This window comes from Providencia sp. PROV236, from assembly GCF_033676985.1.
In the GTDB taxonomy this organism is placed as follows: domain Bacteria; phylum Pseudomonadota; class Gammaproteobacteria; order Enterobacterales; family Enterobacteriaceae; genus Providencia; species Providencia manganoxydans.
In genome coordinates this window covers 1,068,759-1,085,957 of record NZ_CP096297.1, presented here as the reverse complement: position 1 = coordinate 1,085,957, position 17,199 = coordinate 1,068,759, and the positions used below count along the sequence as shown (strand labels likewise).

Here is a 17,199-nt window from a genome sequence, read left to right as displayed (position 1 = left end):
ATGCTTTAACTCGAAAATGATCTGAAATATGTTTCAGCGAATAGTTAACTTAGTATGGTGCCTACATTTGGTGGATAGGGAACCTGTAAATAATTCTATGCTATGGAGATAATATAAACTAATCCCCAAAATTAATTTTAGCTTCGATTCACGGCTAACCGCTATGTTTCAGCACTATCTTCAAATACTCATGCTGCCAATCACCATCAGACAGCTCATATAAACTAACAAACCCATCGTGTTCTAGTGCACAAACACCGCTGTGCGAGCTTACATAATCATAGACTGCTCTGCTCTCTAAGCCTTGAATCATGTGGGCGAGTAGCTTACGTCGCATCACATCACGACGCCATTTTTTCCACTCCCCATTTTTTGTTTTTTGCTTTGTGGTATTGAATGGTTGCCCAACCTCATTCACGACAGAAAGCCCATGCCTATTTTTCTTTCCTATTTTTAGATACTCGTCAATGAGTTGATTTATGCTTTCGCATAGCTCTGTCGTTTCTAATTTCCAATGTTCCAGTATTTCTGATACATAATCGTTAGAATAGAGCTTTTGTAGCTTTTTCACCATACTTCCTTTCGCTGACAAACTGACAGAACCTGCATTAAATATAGTACCGTAGCGGATAGTTTTAACGAGATTCTCATCAACCCCTAGCGTATCTTTGATAAAGTCGGTTTCTAATACAGATAGTGAATCGGTGCTAATTCCATATTTATTGAATTCTTGCTCTAGAATAGCCAACTGGCACCCTTTAATATCATAATTGTACCCGTTGGCTAAACATGCCCATTTCATCTTGCTAGGTAAATATTGAAACCCTGTACCTACCTCAAAAGAACGGCTACCCACTTTAGCTGTTTTATACGCTTGTCGATATTCAACTATTAGCGGCGTTTCACTTATCACCTTGACACCTACCTCCATCAAATGAGAGATAAAATTAAAATAAAAGCTCTTATTCTTTGCAGTAGGATGGTCATTACAATATTCTTGTAGTCTATCAAGGTTGATCGGTAATGCTTCGAGTTGTTGATACACACCGATAACACGCTGTCTAAAATTGGCATTTTCGATGGCTCGTTTCGATGTTTTATGCTTAGGCGCCTTTACGCTGTATGAGCTTTTTAACATCAATTCATACAGTGTTTCGGGTTTCTTGCGCTTATCAAAAATATTCGTCAAATAGGTATAGCGATCTATACGTTTAAGATAATCCTTTCGTTTACCGGGAAATAGAGCTTTAAGAACACTTTTTGATAACGCGAATTCTCGGCATTTATGGATTCCGTGGCTATGTTGGATAATTTTAATAATTTTAGCTTGTTCTAAGCACTCTAAAGCACGTTCTAAGCCTAAATCACGGCTTTGCTTAAAAACCATAGGGACTTTTTCTTTCCCCAGTCCAGCGGGAAATGGTACTGAATACGTCCACTTTTTATCTCCTTTAAACCTCGCTTTTTTCTTCGTATTTTTGCTAACCGTCGCACTACAGATAATATGCTGTAAGAACAAGCCAATTTCACCGTAATATTGGGATTTATGACGTTGAACGACGGTATTATCAAAGGGAACGCTCAGAACAATCGCTTTATAGACTTCAACTGTAGCTTCTGTGACAAGAATGTTATCTTTGGTGATATATGCTGCTTTCATTTCAATTTACCATGTTGTTAATAGTAAATTGAATTACGCAAATACCTTTTTTAGTGGGGTTAACCCCTAAACCCATTTTTTAGTAGGTAATTAGAAAAACCGAGAAAGCGTCAAATACCCGTGCCAGCTACTCAAAGCGATCAGTTAAGACCAACAACTCGCGGTCTAGACGAAAATAGCTAATCCCAATATCCCCATACTATAGCCATGTTATATTCATAGCCATTATGCTTATGATGCTTGCTAAGCTATTGTTATGCTGGTAACCAGCATTGATATATACATGATATTGTTATGTTGAGTCGCCACACTATACCGCCGCAGCGACCCAACACCATTACCCGTGATACAGGCTACTAATAACCGTGTTTGCGAGCCCATTCTTCACGCAAACTCTTCTGCCAAAGAGCTGGAACGCCAAGAATGCCGAGCTTATCAATCAGCAAATAAAGCTTACCCCATAGCTTCTTATTATTAATTAGACTCACATTGTGTTTTTTTAATAAACGATCAAACTTTTTCAATACCTTATTCGGGTATTTCTCTTTAATGTATGCCTTTATTTCTGGCAACGTCAGCTCTTTATAGTCAGGAACTAACGCGGATAGTTCAGATATCACCTTAGTGTCAATGAAGATCACTTTTTCGAGTAAATTAGTCATACTATTAATCTTACTTAATAACAGTTTTTGTTTTTTTGGCTGGTAACGTAACTCAATGCGTAAAAATTTCGGATACTGTTCTACATCAACCAAGACATTACCGAGTTCATCAACTTCCTCTGCAATATCTGATATATCGTCACCCACATCACATTTAGTGTAGACAGATGCATAAACTTCAGAGTTGCGGCTGCCCAAATTAATACCATACCCACCATCTGATGAATTCTTATTAACCTTACCTTTACTCGCACTTTTTAGGTGAATAAAGTAATCATCGATGTTAAGTCCATAAGTATCTAGTGCATAATCTATACGCGTCACCCACGCTGATTTTAAGAGCTTAAATAAATATTCGCCTAATAACGGTTCACTACCTAACCACATAAAGAGAGCATTAAGCTCTTTTTTACGAAAGTGTTGAGGACTGAATTCAACGCGAAATTCCCCCCTCTTCCCCTTTCCTGTTGGGTGATAATGAATAACGACATATTGATGAGGTTTTTTCTTGTTCTTGATGTAAATAGCCGAATGATACAACTCTCCCATATCACCAATAGGAATATAGGTTTTTACTTGAAAAACATCATTAGTAATCACCCTCTCCAGAGATTTATAAATACGCTCCAAATATTTAGGTTCACAAGTCGTGACAAAAGCCAATTTGTCGAACCTAGCGACCATCTTTTGCCCTACTCGATTTTTACCTAACTTGACCGAACGAATGAGATTATCAATCTGTTCAATAGATACCTTACGCATGATGCACCTCCTCAGAGGCACTAATCATGTATTCAACTAGATACTGGTATAATGAATATATTGATATCAATTGGGTATATAACTGGCTTATAGAGGAATACATTAGCATCCCCCTTTTTTTACGCATTTTTCACACCATTGAACTATTTCGCTACTTTTCCAACGAGCAGTACGCCCTGATACGGTCAATGAATATTGAGCTGGAAAATCGCCTGCCTTTATCCAACGATATAGTGTCGCGCGTGAAACCTTCGTGATTGCTAAAACGTCTTTAATAGTTAAAAAGTGTTCGTGTTGCATAGGACATAACTCCAAATAGTTAAGGAGCTGTTCCTTTACAAGTTGACCAATCAGCTTAACGTCGAAATACTAAAAAAAACCCAAAAAATCACATAACAAATTGATATTAAATGAGAAAAATATTTTATTTTTTCATGAGAAATTGAGACTCAACTACATTAAATAGATTGAGTCTCAATGAGTACAAAACTTAAATGTCACGTAACCATTTGTTAATATTGAACATTAACGTTGAGACTCAATAAAAATAGTTGAGACTCAACTATTCGGTTATAATGACCATCAAAATAGTAATCACATATTTAAAGGCTACCGATGGCAAAAATGAAAAAAGAAGCATTAACTCAAAAGGTTAACCAGAACGATACTAATAGCCCAAGCGCTAAATCTCATTTAGATCGAAATACATTTATGGCAAGCGTTGGACTTCCACTAAAAAAAGTATATCTAAGTCATGATAGTCTAAAAAAACTCGCAAAAATTAGTGAAAGTAGATTCGGTAAGGACTTCGATGAAGAGGAGCTAGTTACGGAATATTTGAGTGAGTTAATAGATTTTTGCATTAACAAATGCTATAGAACAGAAGAGAATATCCCTAAAAAAGAACACTCACTACCAAGTTTAACGGTACCAAAAACAATTGAGGGGCTGACACTATCCAAATATCACCAAATGGCAACTTACTTTAAAAATAACCCTCCTAGAGGGTCTGATGGTGATCATGAGTGTATTGCAAAAGCATTTAACAATGCTAAACGTAGAGTTCCTTATACTGAATCAATAGCCGACTACGTATCCGACTATTACAAGAATAAAACTCCACTTCAAGCAGGTAAAGACTGGGAACCTAAGGATATTCAAGCCATTCTTAACAAAAAAAGAATCAATAAATACATTAATTCTTTAAACGAAGACAGAGAATGGGAAAAAGGATGGGAATAAACACATAACTCAAATATTTTTGATTTCAATCCAATATATTGATTCACTATACAACCGCCGTACCTTGTTTCCTCGTAACCCATAGCTGGCGCGGCTTACTCTCTCTTGCTGGTGGCTATCAAAGAAATAGAGATATTCACTGTCCATATGTTCCACCAGCGACCAATGCCACTGATCACCCAGAAGAATAAGCCGACGTGACGTTGTATGAGCACCTAAGAATGCCTGACAAGCAGACAGTATTTTTTGTGTGGTAAGTCCATCTCTGTAACGAAATGGCGTGGTGACGCGTAGAGGGGCTTGTGATGGGTATTTTGAGGTTAGGCGCTTAATCAAGTAATCCATTTCAGGAATATCAATACCTTGGGTTAAACACTTGTACAGTGACCAGTATTCGCTGTATTCACGCAAAAGATAATTAAATAACGGGCGGGGCTTAATGCGGTCGCCATAGAACCATGTACTCATATTCACCAGACTGTAAATCCCACAGAGGCAATCTAAATCCCCTTGCTTGGACGGTATCAACATCAACTCAAACCTTCTATTGATTGTACTGTACTTAATGGAATCACCAGCGCTGGTATTATTTTTTACTTAATTAGTGGGTTTCCCACTGAATACTGACTTCATAACATTTCATTTTGTGGTATTGAATAAAATTGCGTTGCCACAGTTCAAACAGTGCTCCGCCCTCTTCTTCATCAATATCCCCCATCAAAAAATGATAAACATAACCTTGCGACCAACAAATATCGAGTTCCTTTTCAAGCTCAGGATAATAGCTTCCCATGTATGAAAAATCTGTCACATAATCAAACTGCCATTGCTCATGCAGCCGTAACAAACGTATTTCGACAGGATGGAAACCGCCTGTTTCAGCACTATACAATGGGTCTCGAAAATTTAAGGTAACCGCCCTAACAGTGGTTAAATCAATCGCTGAGTTAATCACTGAATTATTCAGTTCATGTAATAACAATTGGCTAAAAGCTTGTGCGATAGGCAAGCGTAGCCCTGACTGATGAATAGTCATATAAAGTGGCCTTTAAATAAAAAAGTGGAAATAAACTGTTAAGCACAACCCAATCATATTTTATCATAAATATTAGCAAAGTAAAGCATTTTATTGTTTATAATCATGCAGTTACATGCATTTAGCCATCATTGCTATTTTGATATACGTACCGTGATTTTTATTTATGGCGGGGGAATATTGACGTGGAAAGTGAATGAAAGAATAGAAACGTCAAATGATAAAATGCCAACCTAATAATAGGCTGGCATAGCGATTAACCGTTGAGTAACGTAACTACAAAACTTTTTTTATCATCCGTGAGCTGCACGGAATAAATTACCGTGACAGAACCCGCTTTTCCCGTTGCTTCGGCAGCACAGAGATAAACGCCTCGTTCTGCATTTTGACGTTGCGTTCGCACATTCTCAAGCTGCTCATACATCGCCCAACCGACATGTTGATTGACCACTTGTAACGCTAATGCTTTTGCACCATCACTATTACAATTAACGGTACTCTCATTACATCCCGTTAAACCAACCATCGCCGTTAATACGCTTAATTTCATCCACTGGTTAAGTTTCATTTTCACATTGTCACCTTACAGCAGAAAATTCACGGTTATTCCTGCTAATATATCGAGCGCAATCACAACCAACGCCACGTAATACCAAGCACGACGATTCGGTATTTTCACGATAAAGTAAAAACAGCAAACATCCCAAATGAGAATCAATGCTTCCACTTTATTCAATGTCACCTTTTTAGTAATAAAAAATTCAACGATATTTAAGAATAAAATCGGTAAAAACCAAAATAGCCAAAAGGTTTTTGCTAATCCAAAACCACCGCTTAACAAACGCTGTTTAAATAAAGCCGGATCATTTAATCCTTTCGCTTCGTTTTCTTCTCGAATTTTTTGCAATTTATTTTTGATAGACATGACTGTTCCTTCAATTAAATGAATTAAGGGTTTTTTCCATGGTGTTGACGCTAGAACGGGGGCAATACCTTACCGATAGGCAAGGGTAAATATTTAGGCTATTTCAATAACCTTCTACGATTATTAGAGGGTGGCTTATTGATGTAACGACTCGGCCATATTGTTTCAGGAGCCGTGCCAATCACATCCGCAATAATCTGTTCAGCTCTTGGGTACGCTCGCTCTAGCGCATTATTTAACGTCCGAGAAGAAAGACCATGCTCACGAGATAATTGCGCTAATGTGACCCCTTTTTTATGCAAAGCCGCCACAATATCCGCACGGTGCCAATCCGCAGCGCTTCCTTTTCGGGGCTTTTTTTGAGATGCTACAGGGTTAGACATAGTAATAACTCCACTGTTTAATTCCTCGTCTATTAAAAACCAATTAAAGGGAATTATCAATAGATATCTTTATGATTTTAACATCTTTCTAGTGCGGTTATTTTATCCTTTTGATATGTATGGAATTTATAAAAATCATGACTGATAAAAAACAACTAACTGAAACGGATAACGTACCCAAACTCTGGTTTACCAGTGGAGAGCTTGCAGCTATAGGAAAAGAAAAAACTGACGATCCAACACGTTACCCTGAATATAAAGATATGGATATCCCTACCACCGCGAAAGGCGTTAGAGTCCGTCTAGAGTCAATCACGGCTCTTCATCCCCACTTTCGCAAGAAGAACCCTAATAAGCGTGGCGACCTCTATCATATTGATGCATTTAAAGTCATCCTAAACACGGATGAAAAAGAGCTCATCAAGCAAAACACGCTATCCGTAGAAAGTGCAGATCTTAACCTTTTGCTTGAAATCTACAAATCACTGTCAGTTGAGAAAAGAAAAGCGTTATTAAAAAATGCACTCACTATGAAACAGGAAGAATTAAATTAGTATCTTTTAATATCTTTTGTTATTTTGATAACTGTATTTTCGTCACTGACTCAGAGGCACTATGCAGTTATCTCATCACAACACGCTAGACAGCAGCTATGACCCATTGACAGCTAAAGCCATTGATTATGTCATTCTCATTAACAGAGCGTCACCGAGACGTTTACAGCATCATTTCCGAATAGGATTTCATCGTGCTGAGCGCATTATTTATCAACTTGAATATTTGGGTGTGATTACGCCTTTGAATCAGTATGATTATCGTGAAGTGCAGGGATACCCAACTCACTACCGATCTTTTGATGCATCGGCCTTTGCAGCACCTATTGAAACAGCACAGACACCGTTATTCACTGATTCACCACTGGATACGCAATCCCTAGAATACCGTTGCTTGATTCAGGCTATCGTCTGGCAACGTATCGTGGTCTGGGTTGAAGAAATCGAGATTGAAGGAGGTACAGCCAATATATTGAAATCTGTTTCCCCCTTTGAATACCTGACTGATACTGACAGCGATGACATTTATCAGGATCCCCTCCGCAATAACGCTAGTTCCTACCGCTTCCTTGCCACGCTGCGCCCTGAAACTCCATTGGACGTGTTACGGCAACATGGACGAATTAGTTATCAGCCCTGTTGGAAACTTCCTCGAATAGCACAAGAAGAATGGCAAGGTTTATGGGTACCAAATGAAGCAGGATGGGAAAGCCTAAGTGAAGAAAATATTTATCAGCCCAGAGGAATTGGCGAGTGGCCTGACTTACCCAATAAAAGCATGAAACCGTTGATGCATGGGCTGCAAGAGGATGGAGGGGATTATTTGCGGTATTTGATTTATTGGAAAAGTCAGTATTAACAATAAGCCTAGTTCGCATATTTACCTTCCATAAACAATAATTTTATAATAGGGTCTCTAGGTATACTCGAAATACTTCAGGTTGCAAGGGGGTTGGACTAGGTTCAATTAGTCGAGTCACAATATCTACCAATGCTTTCCGTCAACCTTCGCTTTCGAACATTTTATATAGAGATAGTTTAAGGAATTTAGGGAAGTAAATTATGGAACAACAATTAAGTTATCTACATGATTGTAAACTAAAAATAAAAGAGCATACATTAAGCCACCTTCGTTCTTCTATAGAAAAAATAGGAGAGGAGATGACTTCACTAACCAGAGAAATTTCGTCAACAGAACGTATGCTAAGCTTCAAAACCATTGCAGTCATAGAAGGCCAAAAAGTAAAACTTGATATAGAGTTTAAACTTGATGAGCATTATATTAATGGAATGCGACTATCTATCAATGAACGAATTAAAGATATTAACTCATATACCTTAAAATTTTTTAGTTTAAATCTCATCCATGACATTCTATCAAATGATCACAATGAAGAATTAACAAAATATACTATTCGTACATATTCAAGATACTATTGTTGTTATCCAATAAAGAACTCTATATTAATAAAAAGCGAGCCCAAGTTTTTAATAAAACCTATATATTTACCGCCTAAGAATGAGCCATTAACTGAACAAATACTTATGTTTGATATTGAAGTTTATGCTGTTAATATTGAGCATGCTCGCAATATTGCATACAATCACACTAGTAATGTTAATGCTTACCTCTCTATACTTCTCGACTGCGGTTTTGAAATGGTAAATTCGGAATTTAGACTTTTTACTAAAAAAGGTGAAAATGGTATATTAGAATGCTATCGGTATCGAACAGGTTTTGTTGATTACGAACTGGGACTAGCAGTAAAAGATAATCACTATGGGCTAAAGGATTTATATGATAACGAGCAGATTGATACTAATAATTTAGGTGTAATGTCTGTAAACTTTGCAGGAGAAAAAGAAGACGGAAGATTTGAATGTTACTCTACATCAACTATTAAAATTTCTCCAAATAGTATTTTTCTTGATGAAAAATTTAGAGAGCATAATATTATCTCTCCTTCAGGTTCAAAAGATCGAACTGCCTCTCCAAATTTATCAGATGAACTCAATTTCCTTACCAACCAAATGATATTCCCTGCTGAAATACGCATTTTCTTTAAAAGTTTAATCTCGCTTGACATAAAAAAGAAGGATGCATTTCTTGCTTGTTCTCGTCTTTACAACCTCGCGCTAACAATGGCAGCATATCATCCGACTGCGGCTCAATCATACAAAGTTTGTGCCATTGAAGCTCTAGCTATTGGTGAAGGAATGAAGTTCTCTGAGTTCATGATTAAATACAGTAAAGATGGATTCGATAAAGAATTAACAGACTATTTTTACAGTATCCGCTCTAAACACTTCCATGCTGGCCAATTCCACTTTAATGAATACAACATAGAATTTCAGCGAGAAATTGCTTTTACATTCAATGAGCAAGTTACAGACATTATAAACTTTAGTAAATTAATCAGAATTGCCATAATTAATTGGGTTAAATTAAATCTAATTAATAAGCCCTAGTTCTTATTATTTAATAATAAAGTATCAAATAATAATCTCATAAATGGCTGCCTCTATATAGAGATGGTCATTTATTGCTACATACAAGTATGTTTATTGTCTTCTAACAAACATGTTTTTGAGTAAAAGCAAAAAATAACTCAATTTAAATTCAATATCACAAACACCCTATTTATTTAGTGTTCCAATAATAAACGTTTCATATGATCCGCCCACTTCTGCAACCACACTTTGCATTCACTCTCATAACCATATAAATCATACGTTCCTTCGATACCGCTACGTGAATGCCCAAGTATCGCCTCGCCCACTTCATTAGGGCAGCCCAATTTAGCCAACCCAGTACGCACGGTACGGCGTAAATCATGAGGTGACCAATCAGGGATATCTAACATTTTGCCTTCTTTACGTAAACGCCATGCACATTCTGTTAGATACTTTTGTTGGATAGGTAGTTTTGTTACTTGAGATGGAAAAAGGTATTTATCGGAGTTCATGCGCATTGATTTCAAGTAAATGATTGCTTGATGCGGCAATTGCACGTAACGTTCAATTCCTGTCTTGGTTTCTTTCAGATGAATAGTCCCTTTTTCAAGATCCACATCATCCCAAGCCATTGCGCACACTTCACCAGTTCGGCAACCCGTCCAGAGAGTCAAACGGAAAACATTTTTCACGACATTGGTATAAGCAGAACTAGGCAACCATGCTAAAAATTTCTTGAGTTCATTATCATCTAAATAACGAGTACCTTTGTTACTGGTTAGTTTAAACTTAGCTTGCTGCAAGCTCGATTTAGCCAATAAAGCAGGGTTAGCGAAATTATCTTCGAAATACTCTAGACCGATTGCAAACTCATAGGCTGCTGACAATTCACGTAATACATTACCCGCTTGAACCTTAGCACCTCGCCCATCAATTTCACGTACAAGCTCTATCACATCTTTTCGAGTCACCTCATGCGCCATAAGCTCACCTAAAACACGAACAACATCGGCTTCAAGCATACGACGAACTTCCATTTGCCCTTTCTTCTTTCTTGAGCCAAAAATCGTTTTACCATCTTTGCCTTTGCGATCTTCAATTCGTTCTACCAAATAAAGCTCAACAAGTTCTTTTACTGTTAACTGTGTTTTTTGCGGCTGGAGTTGTTCCTGTTTTTTATATTGCTTTTCTTCTTTCATCTCAGTCGCGGGGCATCGGCCTAATTGACGTAACTGTTTCAACTCTTGTAACTTAACTCTCGCCTCACTCAGTGAAATTTGAGGAAAATTACCGATCTTTAGCTGTACAAGTTTATGTGTAACTGGGCTACTATAACGGTAGAAAAATGTCTTAATGCCTGTTGCACCACAGAATACACGTAAACCTGTATTTTCACCTGTATCAGACCTATTTTTACTATTAGGTTTCATTGCCTCAATAGCTTTGGTTGATAAGGGTTTTGCTGGCTGCTTTTGGCTCATAAGTGTTACCTTGTTTAGCGCTGACTATAAGATAATTAAAGATTTTTAGTGAAAAGTGTAGGTTGTCAGTTTTGTTATGCCCATTATACCATATCACCGCCAACAACCTACACTTTAACCTACACTTATATATGGGATTCTGTGATATTTTATAAGATATAATGAGATCTTATGAGACAATGAAAAAACATAGAATCAAGTTAATTCAATAAGTTAATATAGACAACCCCATGACTGACAGCCAAAATTTAGAATCCCACACACCAATGATGCAGCAGTATCTAAAACTAAAAGCACAACATCCAGATATACTGCTGTTCTATCGTATGGGGGACTTTTACGAACTGTTCTTCGATGATGCAAAAAAAGCCTCTCAACTGCTAGATATCTCACTCACCAAACGAGGCCAAACAGCGGGACAACCCATCCCAATGGCGGGTGTTCCTCACCATGCAGCAGAAAACTATTTAGCAAAATTAGTGCAAATGGGCGAATCTGTGGCAATTTGCGAGCAAATTGGCGATCCCGCCACCAGCAAAGGGCCAGTTGAACGGAAAGTGGTTCGAATTGTCACTCCAGGTACTATTACTGATGAAGCCTTATTGAATGAGCGGCAAGATAATTTGCTGGCAGCGATTTGGCAAGAAGCTCAAGGTTATGGGTTTGCAACACTGGATATCACATCAGGTCGCTTTATTATCAGTGAAATAGACGATGAAGAGTCATTACGAGCTGAATTACAACGTACTCGCCCTGCTGAATTACTTTATTCAGAAGATTTTGCCAGTATGGCTCTGATTGAAGGCTGTAAAGGTTTACGCCGCCGTCCATTATGGGAATTTGAATTAGAGACAGCGAAGCAGCAGTTAGGTCTACAATTCGGCACAAAAGACCTTATTGGTTTTGGTGTAGAAAATGCGACAAGAGCACTACGTGCTGCGGGCTGTCTTCTTCAATATGTCAAAGATACACAACGCACCGCATTGCCGCATATCCGCAGCATTGTAATGGAAAAACAAACAGATAATGTCATTCTTGATGCGGCAACACGCCGTAATTTAGAAATTACACAAAATTTATCAGGTGGAACAGAAAACACTCTCGCATCCATATTAGATTTATGTGTCACGCCAATGGGTAGCCGCATGTTAAAACGCTGGCTTCATACCCCACTTCGTCATATTCAAACACTGAATAATCGCCAACAAGCAATCAAAGCTTTGCAAGAGTGTGGTTTAGAACTGCAACCTTTGTTACGCCAAATTGGTGATTTAGAGCGCGTGTTGGCGCGTTTAGCATTACGTTCAGCACGCCCGCGTGATTTAGCGCGAATGCGCCATGCCTTTGAGCAATATCAGGATATTCATCAAATTCTAAGCCAATCAAACAGCGAATATCTGCAAAACTTACAAAAGCGTATTAATCAGTTCGATGAGCTACAAGATTTGCTACAACGCGCTATTATTGATGCACCGCCTGTTCTAGTACGAGATGGCGGTGTTATTGCCCCCGGATATAATAGCGAACTTGATGAGTGGCGAGCACTTGCCGATGGCGCAACTGACTACTTAGATCGCCTTGAAATTCGCGAAAAAGAGAAGCTTGGCATTGATACATTAAAAGTTGGTTACAACGCGGTTCATGGCTATTTTATCCAAGTTAGTCGTGGTCAGAGCCATTTAGTGCCGATCCACTATGTGCGCCGCCAAACCTTGAAAAATGCTGAACGCTATATCATCCCTGAATTAAAAGAATATGAAGATAAAGTGTTAACCTCAAAAGGCAAAGCGTTAGCAATCGAAAAAGCGCTTTACGATGAGCTATTTGATATGTTATTACCACATCTAGCTGATTTACAGCTTAGTGCGGAAGCATTGGCTGAGCTCGATGTACTTAATAATTTAGCAGAGCGCGCTGAAACGCTGGGCTATCATTGCCCACAATTAACAGATAAGCCCGGCATTCAAATTACTGAAGGGCGTCACCCTGTTGTCGAGCAAGTGTTGAGTGAACCATTTATTTCAAACCCGCTTTCTCTGTCACCACAGCGACGTCTACTCATTATTACAGGCCCAAATATGGGCGGAAAAAGTACTTATATGCGCCAAGCTGCATTAATTACTTTACTGGCTTATATTGGTAGCTTCGTCCCCGCGACTAAAGCCATCATCGGTCCTATCGATCGTATTTTTACACGAGTCGGCGCATCCGATGATTTAGCATCTGGGCGTTCAACGTTTATGGTTGAAATGACCGAAACAGCAAATATCCTACATAATGCGACGGAGCAGAGTTTAGTGTTAATGGATGAAATAGGTCGAGGAACCTCAACCTATGACGGCCTATCTCTCGCTTGGGCCTGTGCAGAAAATCTCGTCAACCGCATAAAATCGATGACCTTGTTTGCAACCCACTATTTTGAGCTCACTAATTTGCCCGAAAAATTAGAAGGTGCCGCTAATATTCACTTAGATGCGATGGAGCATGGTGATACCATCGCATTTATGCATAATGTTCAAGATGGCGCAGCTAGTAAAAGCTATGGTTTAGCCGTCGCTTCTCTGGCTGGTGTACCTAAAGATGTCATTAAACGTGCGAAACAAAAACTTAAAGAATTAGAACTGATTTCAAATAATACCAACTCTAGTCATGTCGACAGCGCACAGTTAAGTTTCTTAGCGCAAGAAGAACCATCACCTGTGTTAAGTGCTTTAGAGAATATCGATCCTGACAAATTAACCCCAAGGCAGGCGTTAGACTGGTTATATCGCTTAAAGGAAATGGATAAGTAGTATGCAAGATCACGCTGAATTACTTGCCCCTATCAGGCAATTTTTACATTGCGAAACGCCCGATAGTTGGGTTGAAAAAGCCAGTAAACCAGAAAATTTGCCTATACTGCTAAAAGACCATTTATTATGTGAATTGAAGGCTGCGCAAAGTGCGATGTTTTTAATTCGCAAATATGCGGTAGATAAAGAAAGTGCCGCAGTGTTACTTGCATGGTTTAAGCCTTATGAGGACTTTGCCTACGATCGTATTGGTGATATTCATTCATTGAAAGATAAAAACCAAATTTCAAAACAGATTTTAGCTAAAAAACAATCACCTTACAGCCAAGATCTGATCGATAAAATGGTACTTTTAATCAAAGAAGAGCTGCATCATTTTTATCAAGTACTTGAAATCATGCATCAAAGAAATATTAGCTACGATGGCATTACAGCAAGCCGATATGCAAAAGGCCTATTCAGCCATATGAGTGGTCACGAACCACAAACCTTGGTCGACAAACTGATTATTGGGGCTTATATCGAAGCTCGCTCATGTGAGCGTTTCGCTAAGCTAGCGCCTTTCTTAGATGATGATTTAGCTAATTTTTATATTTCATTGTTGCGCTCGGAAGCAAGACACTATCAAGATTACTTAAAGCTAGCTCAATCAATTAGTAAGGTAGATATCAATGAACGAGTTGATATGTTTGGAGCTGTGGAAGCCGAACTAATTTCCTCAATGGACAGTGATTTTAAATTTCACAGTGGTGTCCCTGCTTAAAATAGAAAGAAGCCCTTAACTAATGGTGTTAAGGGCTTCTTTATTAACATTCTAAAAATATCTTACATATTAAATAAGGCTTCTAAAGACAAATCTTCGCCTTGTAAAATATCTTTTAACCGCCTCAACCCTTCTACTTGGATCTGGCGTACTCTTTCACGTGTTAAACCAATTTCCCGACCAACCTCTTCAAGAGTTTCAGCTTCATAGCCTAGCAAGCCAAAACGGCGAGCGAGTACCTCTCGCTGCTTTGGATTCAATTCAAATAACCACTTAACAATGTTTTCTTTTAAGTTGTTATCTTGAATTGTATGTTCTGGCCCTGATTCATTTTCATCAGACAGAACTTCTAGCAAGGACTTCTCTGAATCACCAGCAATAGGCGTATCAACCGATGTAATACGTTCATTTAAACGTAACATACGGCTGACATCTTCTACTGGTTTATCGAGCTGCTCAGCGATTTCCTCAGCACTAGGCTCGTGATCTAACTTTTGCGCTAGTTCGCGGGCGGTTCTAAGATAAATATTGAGCTCTTTGACGATATGAATAGGGAGACGGATCGTTCTCGTTTGGTTCATGATGGCTCGTTCAATGGTTTGACGGATCCACCATGTCGCATAAGTTGAAAAACGGAAACCTTTTTCAGGATCAAATTTTTCAACTGCACGAATTAGCCCCAAATTACCTTCCTCAATGAGATCAAGTAAAGCGAGGCCCCGATTATTATAACGTCGAGAGATCTTAACAACTAATCGAAGGTTACTTTCTATCATGCGCTGGCGTGATGCAATATCACCACGTAGCGCCCTTCTTGCATAGAACACTTCTTCTTCAGCTGTTAGGAGTGGAGAGAATCCAATTTCACTGAGATAAATTTGTGTGGCATCCAAAACACGTTGACTTGTGCTCTGGAGTAAATCCATTTCATCATCTAGTTCAGCAACCAGATCCTCTTCTTTGAACTGACTTTCATCGAAAGCATCTTCTATTGTGCTCTCTTCGAGGTCATCATATAACTCGTTAGCTTTCAGCGAACTTTGGCTCATCAGTGACTCCTACCCTTGATAATGAGGACAGAATGTCATTGCACTCTGCCCAGTTTATCGCTGCGGTAAGTAACGCAGCGGGTTTACTGATTTTCCCTTGTAACGAATTTCAAAATGTAATCTAACCGAGCTTGTACCGGTGCTACCCATAGTGGCTATTTTTTGACCCGCAGTAACATCCTGCTGATCACGCACAAGTAACGTATCGTTATGTGCATAAGCACTTAGGTAGTCATCGTTATGTTTTATTATTATAAGATTTCCATATCCGCGCAGTGCGTTACCTGCGTAAACCACTTTTCCTGGAGCAGAAGCAAGTACAGGCTGACCGCGTGAACCCGCAATATCAATGCCTTTATTTCCACCTTGAGCGTCGGAGAAACCTTCAATCATTTTCCCTTCAGCTGGCCAACGCCATTTTATCGATGAACTGTTAGTACTGCTTCCTGTCGTCGGAGAGGTTGTAGAAACTGCCGTGGTAGTTGTTGCCGTAGAAGTCTGTGTTGCAGGCTTCTTATTGTTAGGCAACATCTTACCTGAAGTTTGACCACTTCCATTTGCAGGATACGCATTAGTTGTTCGAAGATCAACCGGTTGCTGGTTACTATTTGATGAATTTGCAGCCAATTGCCCGTTCGAGTTCACATTTCCATTACCAATATTAATAACTTGACCAACATTTAAGCTATATGGCTCAGCAATATTGTTTCTATCTGCTAACTCACGGAAATCATTACCCGTTATATAGGCAATGTAGAATAGGGTATCACCACGCTGGACCGTATAGCTACTACCGTTGTAACTACCTTTAGGGATACTACCGTAATCACGATTATAGATAATACGCCCTTGGCCATTCATGTTAACAGGTGCAGAGTTGGTCACTGAAGGTGATGTATTTGAAGACAAATTAGGTCGAGAAGAAGGCATCGCCGTACTTGTACCACCAGTTACTGGAGCAGTTCTTTGAACGGTCTGCTGGCGAGTCGTTTGGCCATCATTTACACTCGAAATGGGGGCGGCTGTATGATACGGCGTGGAACAACCTGCTAATAAAGCGCCACCAAATGAAAAGATCACCGCCCATCGAATTTTGCTTATTGGGCTAACAATTTTCATGCTTCTTCTCCCGTGAAGAAAAATCTGACATAACAAGCTAATTTATGTTGCGTCAGTAAACATCAGAGCCTGTGATATTCGCCATCCTCCAAGTTGCATGTAGGTTGACTCCCCTCAACTACTCTATAGGGGTAACTTCGTTGATCGCCTACATACGCCTTGAATTATTTAGAGCACAGCTCTCGTAACGAAAAGTATTTTGCTTATTAAAGCAGAAATATAAAATCTTGGACAAGCCAAATGTATCAAAAATATAACAATTTGAGATTATGACTTAATAGAAAATGCGAGTTTCCCGATTTTGGAGCCATAAATTA

Annotated in this window: 17 protein-coding genes; 6 read left to right on the top strand and 11 right to left on the bottom strand. The window is 38.9% G+C overall.

Features of this window, described 5'->3' with window-relative positions; all coding sequences use genetic code 11:
• Positions 1–154 precede the first annotated feature (154 nt).
• From M1E96_RS04740 to M1E96_RS04730, 3 genes are all read right to left on the bottom strand, one after another.
• Positions 155–1,660 (bottom strand): hypothetical protein, encoded by a 1,506-nt coding sequence (locus M1E96_RS04740; protein WP_369427395.1) that lies wholly within the window; start codon positions 1,658–1,660, stop codon positions 155–157.
• 356 nt (positions 1,661–2,016) lie between these two features.
• A complete protein-coding gene (locus M1E96_RS04735) occupies positions 2,017–3,084 on the bottom strand; it encodes a hypothetical protein (RefSeq protein ID WP_369427394.1) in 1,068 nt (355 codons plus the stop codon).
• A 102-nt stretch (positions 3,085–3,186) separates the two neighbouring features.
• Positions 3,187–3,384, bottom strand: a complete 198-nt coding sequence (locus M1E96_RS04730) for an AlpA family transcriptional regulator (RefSeq protein WP_047254922.1) — start codon at positions 3,382–3,384, stop codon at positions 3,187–3,189.
• 315 nt (positions 3,385–3,699) lie between these two features.
• Here M1E96_RS04730 and M1E96_RS04725 point away from each other — a divergent pair, with 315 nt between their 5' ends.
• A complete protein-coding gene (locus tag M1E96_RS04725; protein ID WP_129467134.1) occupies positions 3,700–4,326 on the top strand; it encodes a hypothetical protein in 627 nt (208 codons plus the stop codon).
• A 9-nt stretch (positions 4,327–4,335) separates the two neighbouring features.
• On the opposite strand, the gene M1E96_RS04720 is transcribed toward M1E96_RS04725, so the two are convergent.
• The 5 genes from M1E96_RS04720 to M1E96_RS04700 form a co-directional block, all read right to left on the bottom strand.
• Positions 4,336–4,857 (bottom strand): hypothetical protein, encoded by a 522-nt coding sequence (locus M1E96_RS04720; protein ID WP_369427393.1) that lies wholly within the window; start codon positions 4,855–4,857, stop codon positions 4,336–4,338.
• 70 nt (positions 4,858–4,927) lie between these two features.
• Complete coding sequence (locus M1E96_RS04715) at positions 4,928–5,362, bottom strand: DUF2787 family protein (protein ID WP_369427392.1); 435 nt, start codon at positions 5,360–5,362, stop codon at positions 4,928–4,930.
• 256 nt (positions 5,363–5,618) lie between these two features.
• A complete protein-coding gene (locus tag M1E96_RS04710; RefSeq protein WP_369427391.1) occupies positions 5,619–5,936 on the bottom strand; it encodes a hypothetical protein in 318 nt (105 codons plus the stop codon).
• Between the two features lie 9 nt (positions 5,937–5,945).
• Positions 5,946–6,287 (bottom strand): hypothetical protein, encoded by a 342-nt coding sequence (locus M1E96_RS04705; RefSeq protein ID WP_102780616.1) that lies wholly within the window; start codon positions 6,285–6,287, stop codon positions 5,946–5,948.
• A 98-nt stretch (positions 6,288–6,385) separates the two neighbouring features.
• A complete protein-coding gene (locus tag M1E96_RS04700) occupies positions 6,386–6,670 on the bottom strand; it encodes a helix-turn-helix transcriptional regulator (RefSeq protein WP_047254928.1) in 285 nt (94 codons plus the stop codon).
• Positions 6,671–6,807: 137 nt separating this feature from the next.
• Here M1E96_RS04700 and M1E96_RS04695 point away from each other — a divergent pair, with 137 nt between their 5' ends.
• From M1E96_RS04695 to M1E96_RS04685, 3 genes are all read left to right on the top strand, one after another.
• On the top strand, positions 6,808–7,224 hold the full coding sequence (locus tag M1E96_RS04695; RefSeq protein WP_369427390.1) for a hypothetical protein: 417 nt from the start codon (positions 6,808–6,810) through the stop codon (positions 7,222–7,224).
• 61 nt (positions 7,225–7,285) lie between these two features.
• Positions 7,286–8,083 carry a DNA translocase FtsK gene (locus tag M1E96_RS04690; protein WP_369427389.1) on the top strand — a complete coding sequence of 266 codons (798 nt, stop codon included), beginning with the start codon at positions 7,286–7,288 and terminating at the stop codon, positions 8,081–8,083.
• A gap of 203 nt (positions 8,084–8,286) precedes the next feature.
• Positions 8,287–9,693 (top strand): hypothetical protein, encoded by a 1,407-nt coding sequence (locus tag M1E96_RS04685; RefSeq protein WP_369427388.1) that lies wholly within the window; start codon positions 8,287–8,289, stop codon positions 9,691–9,693.
• A 176-nt stretch (positions 9,694–9,869) separates the two neighbouring features.
• Here the strand turns inward: M1E96_RS04685 and M1E96_RS04680 are convergent, their stop codons facing one another.
• A complete protein-coding gene (locus tag M1E96_RS04680; protein ID WP_369427387.1) occupies positions 9,870–11,159 on the bottom strand; it encodes a tyrosine-type recombinase/integrase in 1,290 nt (429 codons plus the stop codon).
• Positions 11,160–11,389: 230 nt separating this feature from the next.
• Here M1E96_RS04680 and mutS point away from each other — a divergent pair, with 230 nt between their 5' ends.
• Positions 11,390–13,951 (top strand): DNA mismatch repair protein MutS, encoded by a 2,562-nt coding sequence (mutS, locus tag M1E96_RS04675; protein ID WP_369427386.1) that lies wholly within the window; start codon positions 11,390–11,392, stop codon positions 13,949–13,951.
• A 1-nt stretch (position 13,952) separates the two neighbouring features.
• Positions 13,953–14,714 (top strand): tRNA isopentenyl-2-thiomethyl-A-37 hydroxylase MiaE, encoded by a 762-nt coding sequence (locus M1E96_RS04670; protein ID WP_272580280.1) that lies wholly within the window; start codon positions 13,953–13,955, stop codon positions 14,712–14,714.
• A 62-nt stretch (positions 14,715–14,776) separates the two neighbouring features.
• Here the strand turns inward: M1E96_RS04670 and rpoS are convergent, their stop codons facing one another.
• Positions 14,777–15,763: an RNA polymerase sigma factor RpoS gene (gene rpoS / locus M1E96_RS04665; protein WP_070926418.1), complete on the bottom strand. Its 987-nt coding sequence runs from the start codon at positions 15,761–15,763 to the stop codon at positions 14,777–14,779.
• Positions 15,764–15,817: 54 nt separating this feature from the next.
• A complete protein-coding gene (gene nlpD, locus M1E96_RS04660) occupies positions 15,818–16,882 on the bottom strand; it encodes a murein hydrolase activator NlpD (RefSeq protein ID WP_070926420.1) in 1,065 nt (354 codons plus the stop codon).
• Positions 16,883–17,199 lie beyond the last annotated feature (317 nt).